A 17,280-nucleotide genomic window follows, 5' to 3' on the forward strand; every position below is an offset into this window, starting at 1 on the left:
TGACGAAGTTTGTCGCGACCTCTATTTTCTACATCCTATTTCTTTTGAATTGGAAAAGTCCATTGCCTGGGAATATATTTAACAAGGCCTGTTCGTCCGCGATCCGGCATCAACTCGCGTCGGTGCGATAGCTGCAAATGGACTGGCTATTGCTTTTCAAGGCCTTGATCCTCGGTGTTGTCGAAGGTCTGACCGAATTTCTCCCGATTTCCTCGACCGGCCATCTCATACTGGTGAGCGACCTGCTCAACTTTAATGACGAGAAGGGCAAAGTATTCACTATTGTGATTCAGCTCGGCGCAATACTGGCGGTATGCTGGGAATATCGCGCGAAGATCGGAAGCGTTCTTGCGGACGTCGGCTCCCGACAGGATGCGAATCGCTTTGTTTTAAATATTCTGATCGCATTTCTGCCGGCGGCGATCTTGGGATTGTTGTTCATCAAGACCATCAAACAGTATCTGTTTCATCCGGTCCCGGTTGCCACCGCGTTCATCGTCGGGGGCTTCTTGATCCTTTGGGCGGAGCGCAGGAAACACGTTGTGGAAGTCGAGCGAGTGGAAGACATGGATTGGAAACATGCCCTCAAGGTGGGATTAATGCAGTGTCTGGCGTTGATACCGGGCACTTCACGCTCCGGCGCAACCATTATCGGCGGGCTATTTTTTGGCCTGTCGCGCAAGGCCGCTACCGAATTTTCCTTCTTTCTCGCCATCCCGATCATGTTCGCGGCCACCTTCTACGATGTGTACAGAAGTCGCGACATTCTGCAGTTTAATGATGCCGGCGTATTTATGCTCGGGTTTGTCGCCTCGTTCGTCAGCGCGTTACTGGCTGTGCGGGGACTACTGCGTTTTATCAGTCACCACGATTTCACGGTTTTTGCATGGTATCGAATCGCATTCGGAATTGTGGTCCTGCTCACCGCCTACTCCGGGGCGGTAGAATGGTCCGCCGCCTAGGCCGGATCATCACGCTGGGAATAATGTGCCCGGGTTCGCAGTGTTTAACCCTGCACCCAGGGAAGCCCCGCAGCCTTCCAGCCGCCTTTGGTGCCGCGATGACCGCTCGCGTCCTTCTCGCCCTCAAATCCTTCAAGAATGTTATAGCAACTCGTGTATCCCATTTCAGTGGCGGTAGCGGCGGCCTGATGCGATCGGCCTCCGCTGCGGCAGATGAACATCACTAGGGATTCCTTATCCACTTGACTGGAAAGATAGTTAGGGAACTCGGGGCTATGCCGCATACCAGGGTAGGACTGCCACTCGATTTCAACCGCGCCGGGAATTCTCCCTACCCAATCCCATTCCGCTCTAGAACGGACATCAACCAGCTTGGCAGTCGGGGCTTCCTGCAAAAGGGTGAGTGCTTCATGGGGAAAGAGTGCACCCTCATATGGTAAATTCATTTCTTTGGCGCGTTGCTGCGCCCTTTCCAATATCGCAGTGATGGATTCCATATCGCTGTCCAATGTTGTGATAGAAGATGTAATGGTAGTCGATTCTTAAGCAGGTGTTGGGCTTCATGCATTCGCGTACGCATGCGTTTCATCGTCGCCGGGTATAAATCAGTCATTGACCGCAACGCGCTCGAACTGTTCAAGAAACGAAGAACGCTGCTGCTGATATAATGTTGCCCTTACAGTCGGCAAACCTCGGCGCAGCGCTACCGTCGCGTCTGCGTTGATTCATCGGAGGTTTCCCGAATCTTTTGTACAACTGCAATCGTAGTTCGGAGAAAAAAATGGCGTTAGCCGATGTTCTGAAAATGATCCAGGATAACGAGGTCAAATTTGTTGACCTTCGATTTACTGATACTCGAGGTAAAGAACAGCATGTGACCCTCCCGGCTCACGCGGTTGACGCCGACAAGCTTGAGGATGGCCACGCGTTCGATGGTTCTTCCATTGCCGGCTGGAAGGGTGTTCAGGCGTCTGACATGTTGCTGATACCTGATCCGGAAACTGCCAAGATGGATCCTTTCATGGACGAGGCTACGCTTTTCATGACCTGTGATGTGGTGGAACCTTCCGATGGCAAGGGCTACGACCGGGATCCACGCTCGCTGGCAAAACGTGGCGAGGCTTACCTGAAGTCGACGGCTATCGGCGATACCGCATATTTTGGCCCTGAACCCGAGTTCTTCATTTTTGATTCCGTGACCTGGCACGCTGACATGTCCGGTTGCTCGGTAAAAATTGAATCGGAGGAAGCGGCCTGGAGTTCGGGCGAAAAATACGAGGGAGGTAATACCGGCCACCGTCCTGGTATAAAGGGCGGTTATTTTCCTGTCCCGCCGATTGATTCGCTGCACGACATCCGCTCCGCCATGTGTCTTGCACTCGAAGAATTGGGAATCGAAGTTGAAGTGCACCACCACGAGGTAGCTACCGCTGGACAGTGCGAAATCGGAACAAAATACAGCAGCCTTGTAAAACGGGCGGACTGGACACAGGTATTCAAATACGTGGTGCACAACGTGGCACACTCCTATGGGAAAACGGCGACGTTCATGCCAAAACCCATTGTCGGCGATAACGGATCAGGAATGCACGTGCACCAGTCAATCTGGAAAGGAGGTAAGAACCTGTTCTCCGGAAACGGGTATGCGGGACTATCCGAAATGGCCCTGTATTACATTGGAGGCATCATCAAACACGCCAAGGCCCTCAATGCGATCACCAATCCCGGCACAAATTCGTATAAACGCCTCGTTCCCGGCTACGAGGCACCGATTAACCTCGCTTATTCGGTCAGCAACCGTTCCGCCGCGGTCCGCATCCCTTATGCCAATAGTCCGAAGGGGCGGCGCATTGAAGTGCGTTTTCCGGATCCAACCGCCAACCCTTATCTTGCATTCACCGCGTTGATGATGGCTGGGCTGGATGGCATCCAGAACAAGACCCACCCGGGCGACCCGATGGATAAGAATCTCTATGACCTCCCGCCGGAGGAAGCTGCGAAGATACCCAATCCTTGCGCTTCATTGGACGAAGCGCTCGATAGTCTGGATAAGGACCGTAATTTTCTTACTCGCGGGGGGGTTTTTTCGAACGATATGATTGATGCTTACATCGAACTCAAGATGGAGGAAGTTACGCGCTTTCGGATGACGACCCATCCGGTCGAATTTGATATGTATTATAGTTTATGATTCTTCTGGAAGTGCTCCTGCCGCCCTATGGGCGCGGCAGGACATAATAGGACATCATACTTCATGAATATTCTTATTGCTGCCTTGCTCTCCGTGCCGTTGCTCATACTTACCGGATGCGGCGAAAAACCTCCCGTAAGCCCCCCCAAACCACAAACCGAAACAAAGCTTCCAGATGAATTCACTTCTGAAAAACAGATTCCATCGGTGCTGGAGGAGGCGCTAACGCCCGAGGAAAAGTCGGACATAATGAAGCAGATCATGCCAGCCCAAGCAGGTGATTCAACCCCCGAGGAAAAATTTCTTCAATTAAAGAAAGATGCGGAAGCTGGGGAGCCCAAGGCACAAACCGGCCTCGGCGTGATGTACTACACGGGCGAAGCGATTTCCAAGGACGCTTCAGGTAACATTCTAAGCAATGATCCAGCTACAGCCGCGGCATGGTTTCATCGCGCCGCTGGACAGGGGTACGCGCCTGCCCAATTTAACCTCGGGCTGATGTATGCGAACGGGGAAGGCGTCTCCAAGGATTCGGCAAAAGCTGTCGAGTTGTTCCAGAAATCGGCCGAGCAGGGTAATGTCGATGCCCAGAACAATCTTGGAGTGATGTATTACGCAGGTGAAGGTGTGCCGAGAGACGAGACCAAAGCCAAGGAATGGTTCAAGAAAGCAGCGGCGCAGGGGAATGCGGATGCGCAGGCTAATCTGGACGCAATGAAATAGGCAACGTTTCTCGCGTTAATCTCGCCCATTATAAGGTCTGCGGATTTCGCGATCTGCGGATGCGACTACCTGATCCCACCACCGATCAGACCACATGATCCGAGCACCTGATCTGATCATCAGACCCGCCAACGCATGCGCAATCCTATCAGCTTGAAGACGGCAAACAATGGCTCCAGCCCCTATTGAAGTTATCGGCGCGATGCTGTTCGGCATTGCGCTGATTCACACTTTCTCGACACAATGGTTCGAGCGCCTCGCCCACACTCATCCGGCACATGCGGGCATATGGCATTTTCTGGGTGAGGTCGAGGTGGTGTTCGGCTTCTGGGCAATGGTGCTGGTGGTGGCAATGCTGATTACGGACGGGAAGGAAGCTGCAACCAGTTACATTGATGGGCAAAGCTTTACCGAACCCATGTTCGTATTCGCCATCATGGTAATTTCGGGCAGTCGTCCCATCCTGCAATTTGCCATGACTTGCGTCAAAACGCTTGCCCGACTGATTCCCTGGCCGGACGGCAAGGCGTTTTACTTCGTAACATTGTCTTTTGTCCCTCTGCTTGGGTCTTTTATCACCGAGCCCGCAGCTATGACGCTCGCCGGCCTGATCCTCCTTGAGCGTTACTATTCACGGGAAATTTCCGTGCGCTTGAAATACGTGACTCTCGGTGTGCTTTTCGTCAATATTTCGATCGGCGGAACATTGACATCGTTTGCAGCCCCTCCGGTTCTCATGGTGGCCACGAAGTGGGGATGGGACTCCACTTTCATGCTGACCACGTTTGGCTGGAAGGCCGCGCTCGCAGTCCTGGTGAACGCAACGGCGGCGACTTTGCTGTTTCAACGCGAACTGTCAGCGGTAAACGGTGAGGCACGAGGTCTGCAGGCAGAGACGCCAACTTGGGTAGTGGCGGTTCATCTATTGTTTTTGACCGGCGTGGTAGTGTTTGCCCATCACCCGGCCATCTTCATCGGTTTACTGCTCTTCTTCGTCGGTTTTGCCCATGCGTATGAACGATACCAGGACCGGCTCATCCTGCGCGAAGGATTAATGGTCGCTTTTTTTCTGGCCGGCTTGATTGTTCTTGGAGGGCACCAGAAGTGGTGGCTGCAACCGGTGTTAGTGGGACTGGACAGTACAGTGTTGTTTTTCGGCGCCACGCTGCTTACGGCGATTACCGATAATGCGGCCCTTACGTACCTCGGTTCCCTGCTGGAAGGAACCACAGCTGAATTTCGTTACTCACTGGTCGCCGGGGCTGTCGCAGGCGGCGGACTGACGGTAATTGCCAATGCTCCTAACCCGGCGGGCTTCTCTATACTCAAGGGTTCATTCAAAGATGAAGCGATCCATCCCTTAGGACTGCTGGTCGCCGCCCTTCCCCCAACGATCGTAGCGGTTCTTGCATTCCAGTTGCTGTAGAGTGAGATTAAAGCTGGCATTCAGCACCCTCTTCCTCCTATCTCTGCCACCCGATGCCCGGCTTCCATACAAGTCATGATTCATCCTTCTGCTGAGTGCCGAAGTAGCATCCTTCAGGGGGAAGTCTCGGCCTGTTGCGCAATCGGTCCGACCACGGAGCCTTTCCGCTCGCTTACGATCTACAGTTCATGTTAGCCGCGAACTTTACGCGCAAAACCGATCTCCATCCATTTCCTGACCCTATTTGCATCACCCAGGCGCGTATTCTTCCCCGAGGAGTCAAGCAATACGATAATAACTGGCCTGCCGGTTATTTTGGCCTGCATCACGAGGCAGCGGCCGGCTTCGCTGAGAAAGCCGGTTTTTGATACGCCAATCTCCCAACTGCTGCTACGGACCAGATTGTTCGAGTTAACAAATTGCACGCTATGATCATCATCCCCGAATTCGACCGCGTGCGCCGGGGTTGTGGAGAATTCTCGGATGAGCTCGTAGTCATATGCAGCACTCACGAGCTTTGCCAAATCGCGCGCGGTGGAAACGTTGGCGCGGTTCAAACCGGTGGAATCGACAAAATAACTGTTGCCCATGCCGAGCTCGAATGCCTTGCGATTCATTGCATCCACGAACCCGCGCGCACCGCCGGGATAGCTCCGTCCCAGCGCTGCGGCGGCGCGGTTTTCAGATGACATCAGGGCAAGCCTCAGCATTTCTTCACGACTAAGGCTGGTTCCGACGCGCAGGCGCGAACGTGTATTCTTGAGAATGTCAACGTCGGCCTCTTCTATAAAGATCTCCTCGTTCAATGGTAATTGTGCGTCAAGCACAACCATCGCCGTCATGAGCTTGGTAATGGAAGCGATCGGCATTACCTTGTCCGGATTCTTGTCAAAAAGAATGCGCTCCTGTCGCGCGTCCATGATTAGCGCAGCTTGGGATTTTAACTTTAGCCCGACCTGTTGCGCAAAGGCACTGCCGGTAAATGCAAACGTAATACAAACCGCGACGATAAGCTTTTTCATTTTTTTGCTTCTTTCCATATCTTTGGAAACCATATCCGCCCCCCGCGGACTGGGAAGTTGCGGACGATAACTTAACAAATATAACGAGATCGGGAAAGAGCTTTTTTGCATTCCAGCGAAACGAATTACCCTTTTCGGGATGGAAAGTTTAGGCTGGGGCCGTACCGAGCAACGACAGGGGTTCCGGAACGGACATCAGGGTCACGCAATGGGGGTCGGATACATACTCCCTTACAGGTTTCAATTTCTAATGCTCAATGGCAGCCTGTGACGTTCGATAAGGGCTGTGGCTGCAGCCTCAAGCGGAAGGGGCCGCGAAAAATAGTAACCCTGCATCTCGTCACAGCCGTGGTTAATTAGAAAGTCCAGTTGCGGTCTCGTTTCGACTCCCTCGGCGATTACCTTTAGCCCCAAACTGTGCGCGAGGTTGATCATTGCCACTGCGATGGTTGCATCGTCCGGATCCGTGGTGACATCGCGGATAAACGCGCGGTCGATCTTGAGTACGTCGAGTGGAAATCGTTTCAGGTAGGCCAGGCTTGAATAGCCGGTTCCGAAATCATCCATTGATATCTGCACGCCAAAAGCTTTCAGATTCCGGAGTGCATTCGTGGCGACTTCGGCCTCTTCCATTAACACTGATTCCGTCAACTCGAACTCGAGCAACCGTGGATCGATTCCCGTCGTTTTGAGCGTATTTCCAATAACATCGTCAAGGTCTTGCTGCTGAAACTGGCGTGCCGAGAGATTTACCGAAATCGGGTGCAGAAGGAGGCCCTGATCCTCCCATTTTCTGATCTGCTCACATACTGTTTGGACGACCCATTCTCCCACCGGCACAATGAGGCCGGTATCCTCAAGCACAGAAATGAATTGCAAAGGCGGCACGAGCCCATGCGTTGGATGCTGCCAGCGCAACAGAGCCTCGAAACCTGTTATCCCGCCATTGACCAGGCTCGCCTTCGGCTGATAATGGAGCACGAATTCATGCCTTGCCAGCGCCCCGCGCAATTGCGTTTCCATCTTCAGTCGGGCCACTGCGCGCTCATTCATCTGCGGCAGGTAAAACTGATAGATCGCGGGACCTTGCTCTTTCGCCTGAAACATCGCGGTATCCGCGCTCCTGAGCAGACTGTCCGCGTCATCCCCGTCGCCAGGGAAAATGCTGATGCCAAGACTTGCGGAAATGTAAACTTCCTGTCCTTCCAGCTCAAACGATAGCGAGAGCGCGCCAATCACCTTTTCTGCAACTACGGTTGCATCATCGGCATGGGTGAGGTTACATAGGATAAACCCGAACTCGTCGCCGCTCAGACGCGCTACCGTATCGCAGGAACGCACGCATTGTTGCAAGCGTCGCGCGACTTGAACGAGCAACCTGTCGCCTGTGCTATGGCCCATCGTGTCGTTGACGATTTTGAACCGGTCAAGATCAGCGAACACAACAGCGAGCCGCTCCTGGTTACGCTGTGCATGCTCCATGGCCTTCTTTAGTCGATCGAGGAACAGATTGCGGTTGGGTAGTTCTGTCAAGGGATCGAACTGAGCCAAATAGGTGAGGTGTTCTTCGGTTCTCTTGCGATCTATTGCAGTCGCAAGAATATTTGCCAGACTCTGCAGAAAATTGGTACTGCTGGCATTGAAATAATGTGCATCACGGCCATAGGCTCCAAGCACACCGTAGGGCCCCCCAGCACCTGAGATCACCACGCCCGCAGCGCTGCGTATATGGTGGCTTTTCAGAATTTTCGAGGGCTTGAAACGCGTTTCAGTGCAAAAATCGTCCACCACTACGGCTTGATGGCTGGCAAGAATAAACCGGTTCTGGCTGTTTTCATATGTATAAGAGATGCAACGGCCTACCCAACCCTCCTGCCACCCAAAACCCGCCTTAAGGTTGAACGAGCGCATATCCGGAGCAAGCAGGAGAGCTTTGGAGAAACCAACGTTAAGTCCTTCCGATGCGATTACAGCCGCCTCATGCCACAACTCGTCAAGATTCGCGCTAGCGAGCGCCTTCTGTCCGAAATCCGCGATAAGCTCCTGCTGCATCGCATGTTGCTGAATGGCAAGCTCCGTCTGCTTGCGCTCGGTTATATCGATGGCGGTACCTACAATAATCAGCTCATTTTTTTTTCCGAATTTCACCGTCTTGGCGATATGAACATGCCGCACCTGTTCGTGCCGTTGCAGTATGCGGAAATCAAACTGCCTGCTTCCGTTCTCCTCCCTGATCTTGTTCAGCTGGGCTTCCTTCGCGGTAAGGTCGTCGGGATGAACATACGAACTCCAGATTTCATACGTGATCGCGGTCCCGCGGGGAACACCGTGGATGTCATACATCCGGTCGTCCCAGATAATTTCGTTGGTTGCAATATTCCATTCCCAAATTCCTATTGCCGCAGCCTCGGTGGCAAGAGAAAGACGCGCTCTCTCCTCGAGCAAAACACGTTCTCTGCGAGTCGATTCCGCTCGCAGCCACACGTTTTCTATGACCGTCGGTAACCGCTGAATATAGCCAGGGCTTTTAACCACGTAATCGGCGGCTCCCAGCTTGAGCGATTGCCGCGCAATTTCTTCGTCCCCTTGTCCGATAACCAGAACAATAGGCACATCGAGCCCGCGCACCTGGCAGAGCTCCTTTAAAATGTCGGTGGCAGAAGCGCCGGGCAAGCGATAATCAAGTAGAAGAACATCAATATCGGTACGTGAGCCGCTACCGGCAAATCGGTGGAAGACCTGTTCAGCTGTCTGAAGGGATTCAATATTCAGATGCGGCGCCAAGGCAACCAGCTCCCGTTTCGTCAGGTCGGTATCATGGGTATTCGGGTCAACGAACACGACCTTGAGCGCGGCCGCCCGCCAAAACGTTTCGGTGTGGAATTTTTCAAGCGCTGCCAGCAGTACGAGAGGAAGAGTCTCAAGGTAACCGCCTCGCTTGATGACGTAATCATCAGCACCCGCTCGGAGTAAAGCCAGTAACAATTCCTCGCTGCCCGAGCCGGTTAGAACAACTACGGGGAGGGGCAGACGCCAGGAGCGAACCTGAGCAAGCAACGTTTTACCGCTTCCGTCGGGAAGATTGAGGTCGGTAAGAACCAACTCATAACGATCAACTTCTGCATCGGCGTCGGGAACGGGTGCCGACGCCGGCGTCCTTTTCTGACTGCTCCCGTAAACCGTATAAAACAGCTCCAGTCTCGCCAGTGCTTCGGTCAGAGTGCTTACGATATCAAGCTGAATTTCAGGTGCGCGTTTCCCGAGCTCGATCCGCACCAGATCGGCGTCCAGTGCATTGTCCTCCAGATAGAGAACCTTCATGCGTGCTTCGGAAAGCTGTGCATGTTGAGGACAGTCCAGTACAACTCGATTTGCCTGGCTACTTCTATAAACTTATCGAAATCGACCGGTTTCACGATATACGAGTTGGCCCCAAGCGAATACGCTTCGTTGATATCGCCGTCTTCTGCGGAAGAAGTCAGCACTACGACGGGAACAGTGCCGAAAACCGGATGCTCCCGAATAACACGCAAGACATCCAGCCCACTGATTTTGGGTAGCTTCAGATCAAGGAGAATGACCGACGGCACGATGTCTCCCACCCGCCATGTGTCGATGAGATCGAGCGCTTCCTGCCCGTCGCGCGCCACCTTAAGCGGATTGGCCAGGTTGTGGCGGATAAAGGCACGTCGGGTAAGGTCCACATCCATCGGATTGTCTTCGATGAGTAGAATTGGCACGGTATGACTCACACTAGACTTTAATCGGTCGGGGAAACTGTTTCCTGGGACCGGCTGGATAAAGGCAGCTGGAGGAAAAAAACCGCGCCGGCACCAAGCTGACTTTCCGCCCATACTCGCCCACCCATCCGTTCCATGGCCTTCTGGACCATAGCCAGGCCAATTCCGGTACCCGGGTAGTCCTCCACGCGATGAAGGCGTTGGAAAATTTCGAAAATCTTGTCGTAAAAACGCATATCGAATCCGATTCCATTATCACGTACAGAGATCGTGCAATTGCCATCCCCGGCCTGAGCAAGAATTTCGATGACTGGTTGCGGGGCATGTCTGGAGAACTTGAGCGCGTTATCGATCAGATTGCGCAAAGCGATCGCTAGCGCATCCGGGTCAGCATTGACACGAAAATCGTCGACTTTGACCGTCAAACGGGCGTCACCGACAACATTCTGGAACTGGCCCAAGAGATTGGATACAAACGTGGAGAGTCTGACAGGGGTGGAAGATGCCATACGCCGTTCGAGCTTCGAATATGCGAGCAGATCTTCTATCAAGTCTGTCATGTGTTTCGTCGCGGCGCGAATATTCTTTAAAAAACTCCGCCCTTCCTCATCAAGACGTTCGTGGTAGCTTTCAAGCAAAAGGCGACTGTACCCATCGATCCCTCGAAGCGGCGCCCGGAGATCATGAGAGACGGAATAACAAAAATTCTCCAGCTCCTTGCTCTTCGCAACAAGCTGGGCAGTACGTTCATTTACCTTATACTCAAGATTTATCTTCGCATCTCGCAGCGCTTCTTCTGCCTGCTTACGCTCGGTAATATCTTTAATGGTTAGAAACGCCAACCCCTTGCCGTCGCCGTAGTGCGAAATGGCGCCGGAATAGCTTAGGACGCGCACCCAACCCGTACCTATGCGTCGAAGCCTCAGTTCCAGATCTTGAAGCTGCTCGCCCCGAAGAATTCTTATCAATGGCCATAACTTGCCAGGCAGAACGGAGCCATCGAGTGTCGACAGCTCGTACATCTTCGCAAAACTGTCAATATCGCGTAGCGCTTCGTCCGCGTTGGTTATGTCGTGCATTTTGAGCGCTGCCCGATTCCAGTGCAGCAGCCTGCTAGAGAAATCGGACACGACGAGACCCTCGCTCATGTTCTCCATCACAACCTGAAGTTGCCTCTCGGTCTCGCGTTTAGCCTGTTCCGCGAGCCTCTGGTCGTGCACGTCCGTGTTGGTTCCAAGCCAATTGACTATACGGCCTTCACTGTTTCTCAACGGCTCCGCCCGCGTTAAAAAGATACGGAATTGTCCATCGGCCCCTCGCAGTGGAAATTCCATGTCGAATACCTGCTCCGACGCAATCGCGTTATTCCAGCGTTCCATTACCTCGGGCAGCAGTTCGGGGTCATGCAGTTTTTGCCAACCCCAGCCTTCCATTTCCTCCGGTGTTGCCCCGGTGTAATCGTACCAACGCTGGTTGTACCAGGATCGTGACCCATCAGGATTCGCGATCCATGCCAGTTGCGGAATGGTGTTGACCATGGTGTGAAACCATTCCTCACGCTCCTGCAACGCCAACTCGGCGCGTCGGCGGGCGGTGATATCCAGACTGATTGCCAGAAATGCCGCGCGGCCCGGTTGCGTAGATAACTGCAGGTGAACCTCGACCGGATAACGCGTGCCGTCTGCGCGTAAGTGCGAAGCTTCGAAAATAATGACTTCCTTTTCACCACACAGAAGCGGTTTAACCATCGCCCGGAATGATGTTTCGTCAAATTCGGGCTTGAGGTCCAACGGCGTCATCATCCGCAGCGCGGCCATGTCATAGCCAAGATTGCACTGGGCACCACGATTTACATACTCAAAACGCAGAGTCTGGGCATCAAAAAGGTAGATTTCATTCAAACTCTGCTCAAGAATGCTGTGAGCTCTGCCGTCCGTATCCCCGCTTTGTAAAAGCTGGGCGTCATCCTTTACCTTTTTTGCGTCAGATGCGCCTCCGGTATGGTTTTCGACTCGAGAATTCATAACAAAACGGAGGGCTTTACCCTTCGCGCCCCAAATTTATCATGCGTATCACTGCTATTATTCCGAGTCTCAAATTGATCAGGCATGGAACGTGCCCGCGCTCTGCATTGCCGTTGAAAAACAATTGCTCGCTATCGGCATAACGGAGCTATGAAACCTTAAAATGAGCGATGTGCATAGCTGTAAGATTTTACAGGTGACGACAAAATAGGATGGCATGTGTCTGGCCTCCACACTTGAAACAGGGAAAGTGACCTGCGGTCGTCCATTACGTGGACATTCTTTTGAGACCCCAGCGGAAGAGATCAGGGGTTTGATAGGATGGATGAATTCCCCCGAGATACGGTTGAAGTAGCTCCGGCAGAGTGCGCCCGCAATGCTCAGCTACACCATCGTTGCCGAACGATCGTTGTGCTTCGGCACAGCCGCTGCCGGGATGACTTATTACTGAGATTTAAACAACAAAGGGGTTAATACCGCCCCATTCGGAGATAAACATGCAAGAACTACAAGCAACCTGGACCGCCTTGAAGCTCGGCGGTTTTATCATTTTGCCGTTGTCTTTGCTGGCAGTGATTGCGTTGGCGATTATGATCGAGAAGGCATTTGTCTATTGGCGTTATGCCCGCCTCTCGCACGACCTGCTGAACCTGGTGGAGACCTATGGCTTCGCATGGCACGACCTCGAAAAAATACTGTCCGGACTCGACGAGCGTCACTATTACAAGCGCTTCTTCGAGGTGGTGATCAGCAATAGGCACCGCCCGTCCTGGTGGACCGAATCGCGAGCGGCCGATGAGGCTCAGCTGATCGAGAAGTCGCTTGCGAGCAGGCTGTGGGTCCTGGAGACGATCGTTACCGCTGCACCCTTGCTCGGCCTCGTGGGTACGGTTGTCGGCATGATGCAGGCTTTCAAAATAATCGGGGGTGAGGGTATCGTCAATCCCACCGCCGTGACCGGGGGAGTGGCAGAAGCACTTATTGCAACAGTCGTCGGCCTGGTGATCGCGCTAATTGCGCTGTTCGGCTTCAACTATTTCTCCCGTTTGCAATCCCAGACCATGGATGAGATGGAGCGCCTCGGCACACGCCTGATCGACCACATTCGCCTGGACCAGGAGGGTAACCATGAAGCTTCGTAGATCCCGGGAATTTCGCAAGGGGCGAATAGAAATCATCCCCATGATCGACGTCATGTTCTTTCTGCTTGCGACCTTCATGCTGTCTTCGTTATCCATGCAGAACCTAGATTCCCTGCAAGTGAATCTGCCTCAGGGGCAAGCCGAAAAGCTGTCGGCCAAAACCCCTGTGACGTTGACGCTGACAAGCGACAGCCAGATCTTCATTAATCGCACACCGGTTACACTCGAGACGCTCGCTGAAACGCTCAAACCGCTACTTCAGGATTCGGAACATAAACTGATCGTCTCGGCTGATAACGATGCGCCGCAGGGCGTGGTGGTTCAAGCCATGTTGCGTGCCCGCTCTGCCGGCGCGCAACACTTTTTGATCGCGGTTAAACACAAATAATTTCCTGAGCATGCTCAATTCCAGATCGAAGGAAATTCGAGTCTGGTGGCCCATGCCACTGGCGGCCATTATTTGGCTGGTCATCATCTGGGCATTCGGTTTTTTACTCACATCGCCGAAGGTGGAGATGACGCCCCCCGCGCCTATTGAAGCCAGCTTTGTGGAACTGCCTGAAGAAAAGCCGCAGCAAAAATCGGTGACTATCCCTCAGAAGGCCCCAAAAACACCGCCTCCCCCTAGGCCTCAGCCGCGTCTGGGTGCTCAAAAATCAAAACCAGCGCAGCCCCTCCCGGAAAAAAAAGGCGCGCGCAAGGATGAAGCGCCGGCCACAACCGCGCGAGCACAACCGGAAGCGCCGAAGGATATGACGGCTTACATGAACGAAGCGCGCGAGCGCCGTCGCGCAGGGGGGATATTTGAAGATGAGCCTACCGAACCAAGAAATGTGGAGCGCGAACCGTCTGAAGAAGAACTCAGAATGGCTAATGTCAAACGCAACCTGCGTGAACCGGGGGCAAGCGGTATTTTTCAAATTACGCGGATGGGAGCCCGCAGCGCCCAGTTTTTATTTCGCGCCTGGAGAATGGATAGCAGCAATACCAGGCGGGAAGTGGTTGAAGTCACCGCAGGACCGGATGTCGACATTCAGCGCGCCGTCGCGCGAAGGATGATCGAACTGATCCGCGAATACCATAAAGGCGACTTTAACTGGGAATCTTACCGTCTCGGCCGGGTCGTCACCCTTTCCTCCCGCCCGGAAGACAGCAAGGGTTTGGAGGATTTTCTGATACGGGAATTTTTCTATGATCCCTCCATTCCTCCGCCGAGATAAGCAAATCGCCGTTCAACATCTTCAGGGCACTCTGCCTGTTTCTCCCATTCCGAGCTTCATTTCTTCGCCTTTCAGATACTTATCCAGAAACTCAAGTATTCGGCGATTGGCTTCGATCTGATTCTTTTTCTTGGTGAAGCTGTGGCCTTCATCGGGAAAGACGATATATTCCACTGGCACATTATGTTTCCGGACGGCTTCGACAATCTCATCGCTTTCGGCCTTGACTACCCGCGGGTCGTTGGCGCCCTGGATGACCATCAACGGCTTTCGTATCTCCTTTGCATGAAAAAGCGGCGATGTGGCAACCAGGATATCGATATCGTTGACCGGATCCCCGATCTCATCGTAAATCGCTTTGCGAACCGATTCCCAGTAGGGCGGTATGCTTTCGAGCGTTCGAAGCCAGTTGCTGACACCGAAAATATCCACACCCACCTTGAACGCTTCGGGCCGAAAAGCCAGAGCTGACAGCGTCATATACCCGCCGTAGCTCGCGCCCATAATGCCGATGCGCTCGTGATCGATGTAACCGAGGCTGGCGAGATAGGTCTTGGCCTCTATGCAATCCCACAACGGCTCGCGCCCATGTTTACGGTTAGCCGCTGTAAAGAAAGTTTTCCCATAGCCGGAACTGCCGCGGTTATTAATGCCCAATACGGCATAGCCATGATTCGCCAGGTATTGAATCTGGGCGTTATATCCACGCATGGTTTGACCGCCAGGTCCGCCATGCACATAAATAATCGCCGGCACCTTGTTGCTTGCCGAGGCCTCCTGGGGCTTGTGATAGATGGAGGGTACCACCAACCCGTCGAACGACCGGAAGCGCACCACTTTCGCCTCCACCAGATCCGCGGGATCGATTTCCTTATTCATGCTCTGGGTGAGCTGCTTGTAGAAGCCGGTGTTGAAATCGTGAACAAACAGGTTATCGGGAGAACGGTCCCCATTCACATAAAAAGCCATCCGGGCTCCAGTCCGGGAAAAGACGACGCCCCGTATTTCGCCCTCGGGTAACGCTGGTAGCGGCACCGGCGTTTCTCGCACCCCTTCCTCTTTGTCCTCAATTTGCACCACCCGGATCACGACGCTTCCGTCTCGATTGACCCCGGTTATGCGGAACTTCCCATTCGAGGAGAAATAGGTATTGAGTACGTCCCAATCTGCGCATTCATGTTCGGCCATCGCCCCGGTGAACAAGTCATAGGTGCACAATCGCTTGAATTCGGTTCCCTCGTTGGTCAGGAAAAACAGTTTTTGCGATGCAGGGTCGAATGTCTCCGCCCGAAAAGCAATCGCACCCTCATGCGGGGTCAGGTGCTTGATCTCCTGTTTTAAAATATCGTATAGATAAATGTCGCTGTCCGACGTTGTGTTTGCCCTGTTTAGCCCCAGCCACCGTTCGTCCCGGCTGATGGGCCCCAGATCAAGCCCTTGCTCATTCTTATAAAGTAAAGTACGGGTGTAGCTCTCAGCGTCATAACGGTACAAATCGAAAAATCGTTGATCGCGCTCATTGCTTGAAACGTAAAAAGCGCTTCCATCCGGGCGCCAGCCCATGAATTGGGCCTTGAGCCCATCTCCCGGACTCAAGTCCCTCTCCGTGCCGTCCGGATCAAGCACGAAAAGGTGAAAGTTTTCATTGCCACCCCGATCCTTGGTAAAAAGAACTCGATCGTCATGCGGAAAGAAGCTGACCGAAAAAAGGCTATCAACTGCAGAGTGGGTCAGAGGCTGCTGCGCGCTTCCATCTACCAGCAGTGTATAGGCATTGAAAATGCCCGTCGCATTGCTGCTGAAAAGAATACGCTTCTCGTCGGCGCTGAACGAGGCCCCCAGCATGGAAGTCGTCGCCATGAATTGTTCAATGGTGTAGCGCTTCATTTCATGTTTGGCAAGGTTAGGTAAGCTGCATCATAACAATTAATCAACTTGCGCATAACTGTATGTTTCCGCACAGTCGCAACCAAAGTGGGCCGATATGCTTCGTTCGATATGCGCTGGAACGGACAGTTATAAGTGGAGGTGTACCGACGTGTGAGGCGGGGAGACATACGAATTGTCCCGGCCGCCAGAAGCAATACGCCTCGTCGGGATTTTCCCAGTGAAGAAATGATTTTGACTGGGTCGTGGAACATGGATCGGGGTTTCAGCGAGGTAGTCGGTCAACTTACCCCTGATATGTGTAAATTGGGCTTTATGATGTCTTTTCTTGGAGGAATAGCGATGCGTATCACCTGGATTTTGATTGCAGACAGCAGCCGAGCCCGAATTTTCGAGAAAAAAGAGCGCGAGAAACACTTGACGGAAGTCGAAGACTTGGTGGATGCCGAAGGCCGGGCAACCAGTAAGGAGCTTCGCACGGACGGACGCGGGCGCTTTTATGGAAAAGGCGAGCGAGACCAGGGCCATACCGCAGAGCCGGCGGTGTCCCCAGTTGAGCATGAAAACGACTTGTTCGCGCATACCCTGGGTCGATATCTCGACGACGCCCGCAAAGCAAACAGTTACAACCGCTTGTACCTTATTGCGCCGCCCAAATTTTTAGGGCTGATACGCGCCAGCCTGGCGGATGAAGTAAAAAAAATGGTCCACGGAGAACTTCAGAAAGACATCTCTACTCTTTCTGCCCAGGAGGTAGAGGGTTACGTCAAAGAAGAAACTATATGGATCTTATAACCATAATAACCTGACCGGCATCCCGGTACGCTCCGCTCATCCATGATCTCGCACGATTGAGCTCGGGGCTAATGCTCGCCCCCTAAAGCTCACCTGTGGTGCCATCCCTCTGGCTCAGTGTCTTTGATTGAACGTAACGATAGGCAGG

14 protein-coding genes are annotated in these 17,280 nt (G+C 53.2%); 8 read left to right on the forward strand and 6 right to left on the reverse strand.

Annotation, left to right across the window (positions count from 1 at the left end):
* The first annotated feature begins 137 nt into the window (after positions 1–137).
* The gene (locus R5L00_RS04370; RefSeq protein WP_317653527.1) at positions 138–962 is read left to right on the forward strand and encodes an undecaprenyl-diphosphate phosphatase; all 825 of its coding nucleotides are present in this window, start codon (positions 138–140) and stop codon (positions 960–962) included.
* 44 nt (positions 963–1,006) lie between these two features.
* Here R5L00_RS04370 and R5L00_RS04375 read toward each other — a convergent pair whose 3' ends face one another.
* Entirely contained in the window at positions 1,007–1,459 is a 453-nt protein-coding gene (locus tag R5L00_RS04375; protein WP_317653528.1) for a rhodanese-like domain-containing protein, read from the reverse strand.
* A 284-nt stretch (positions 1,460–1,743) separates the two neighbouring features.
* On the opposite strand from R5L00_RS04375, the gene glnA reads away from it, so the two are divergent.
* The 3 genes from glnA (at position 1,744) to R5L00_RS04390 (ending at position 5,302) form a co-directional block, all read left to right on the forward strand.
* Positions 1,744–3,153: a type I glutamate--ammonia ligase gene (glnA, locus tag R5L00_RS04380; RefSeq protein WP_317653530.1), complete on the forward strand. Its 1,410-nt coding sequence runs from the start codon at positions 1,744–1,746 to the stop codon at positions 3,151–3,153.
* Between the two features lie 63 nt (positions 3,154–3,216).
* Positions 3,217–3,876 (forward strand): tetratricopeptide repeat protein, encoded by a 660-nt coding sequence (locus R5L00_RS04385; protein ID WP_107692083.1) that lies wholly within the window; start codon positions 3,217–3,219, stop codon positions 3,874–3,876.
* Positions 3,877–4,045: 169 nt separating this feature from the next.
* Positions 4,046–5,302 carry a putative Na+/H+ antiporter gene (locus R5L00_RS04390; protein WP_317653532.1) on the forward strand — a complete coding sequence of 419 codons (1,257 nt, stop codon included), beginning with the start codon at positions 4,046–4,048 and terminating at the stop codon, positions 5,300–5,302.
* A gap of 191 nt (positions 5,303–5,493) precedes the next feature.
* Here the strand turns inward: R5L00_RS04390 and pbpG are convergent, their stop codons facing one another.
* From pbpG to R5L00_RS04410, 4 genes are all read right to left on the reverse strand, one after another.
* A complete protein-coding gene (gene pbpG / locus R5L00_RS04395) occupies positions 5,494–6,324 on the reverse strand; it encodes a D-alanyl-D-alanine endopeptidase (protein ID WP_317653533.1) in 831 nt (276 codons plus the stop codon).
* A 240-nt stretch (positions 6,325–6,564) separates the two neighbouring features.
* Positions 6,565–9,645, reverse strand: coding sequence for an EAL domain-containing protein (locus R5L00_RS04400; protein WP_317653534.1), 3,081 nt, complete (start codon positions 9,643–9,645; stop codon positions 6,565–6,567).
* Positions 9,642–10,034 (reverse strand): response regulator, encoded by a 393-nt coding sequence (locus R5L00_RS04405; protein ID WP_317654110.1) that lies wholly within the window; start codon positions 10,032–10,034, stop codon positions 9,642–9,644. Before R5L00_RS04405 ends, R5L00_RS04400 begins: the two co-directional genes overlap by 4 nt.
* A gap of 50 nt (positions 10,035–10,084) precedes the next feature.
* Positions 10,085–12,088 carry a PAS domain S-box protein gene (locus R5L00_RS04410; RefSeq protein ID WP_317653536.1) on the reverse strand — a complete coding sequence of 668 codons (2,004 nt, stop codon included), beginning with the start codon at positions 12,086–12,088 and terminating at the stop codon, positions 10,085–10,087.
* Positions 12,089–12,585: 497 nt separating this feature from the next.
* On the opposite strand from R5L00_RS04410, the gene R5L00_RS04415 reads away from it, so the two are divergent.
* From R5L00_RS04415 to R5L00_RS04425, 3 genes are read left to right on the forward strand one after another with little or no spacing between them, the layout of a single operon-like run.
* Complete coding sequence (locus tag R5L00_RS04415; protein ID WP_107692078.1) at positions 12,586–13,230, forward strand: MotA/TolQ/ExbB proton channel family protein; 645 nt, start codon at positions 12,586–12,588, stop codon at positions 13,228–13,230.
* Positions 13,217–13,618: an ExbD/TolR family protein gene (locus R5L00_RS04420; RefSeq protein WP_107692077.1), complete on the forward strand. Its 402-nt coding sequence runs from the start codon at positions 13,217–13,219 to the stop codon at positions 13,616–13,618. The genes R5L00_RS04415 and R5L00_RS04420 overlap by 14 nt, the downstream gene beginning before the upstream one ends.
* A gap of 10 nt (positions 13,619–13,628) precedes the next feature.
* Positions 13,629–14,450: a hypothetical protein gene (locus tag R5L00_RS04425; RefSeq protein ID WP_107692076.1), complete on the forward strand. Its 822-nt coding sequence runs from the start codon at positions 13,629–13,631 to the stop codon at positions 14,448–14,450.
* Positions 14,451–14,471: 21 nt separating this feature from the next.
* Here R5L00_RS04425 and R5L00_RS04430 read toward each other — a convergent pair whose 3' ends face one another.
* Positions 14,472–16,337 carry a S9 family peptidase gene (locus R5L00_RS04430; RefSeq protein ID WP_317653538.1) on the reverse strand — a complete coding sequence of 622 codons (1,866 nt, stop codon included), beginning with the start codon at positions 16,335–16,337 and terminating at the stop codon, positions 14,472–14,474.
* A 342-nt stretch (positions 16,338–16,679) separates the two neighbouring features.
* Here R5L00_RS04430 and R5L00_RS04435 point away from each other — a divergent pair, with 342 nt between their 5' ends.
* On the forward strand, positions 16,680–17,132 hold the full coding sequence (locus R5L00_RS04435) for a host attachment protein (RefSeq protein ID WP_181320305.1): 453 nt from the start codon (positions 16,680–16,682) through the stop codon (positions 17,130–17,132).
* Positions 17,133–17,280 lie beyond the last annotated feature (148 nt).

Origin of the sequence: Nitrosospira sp. Is2, assembly GCF_033095785.1 — a bacterium.
In the GTDB taxonomy this organism is placed as follows: Bacteria; Pseudomonadota; Gammaproteobacteria; order Burkholderiales; family Nitrosomonadaceae; genus Nitrosospira.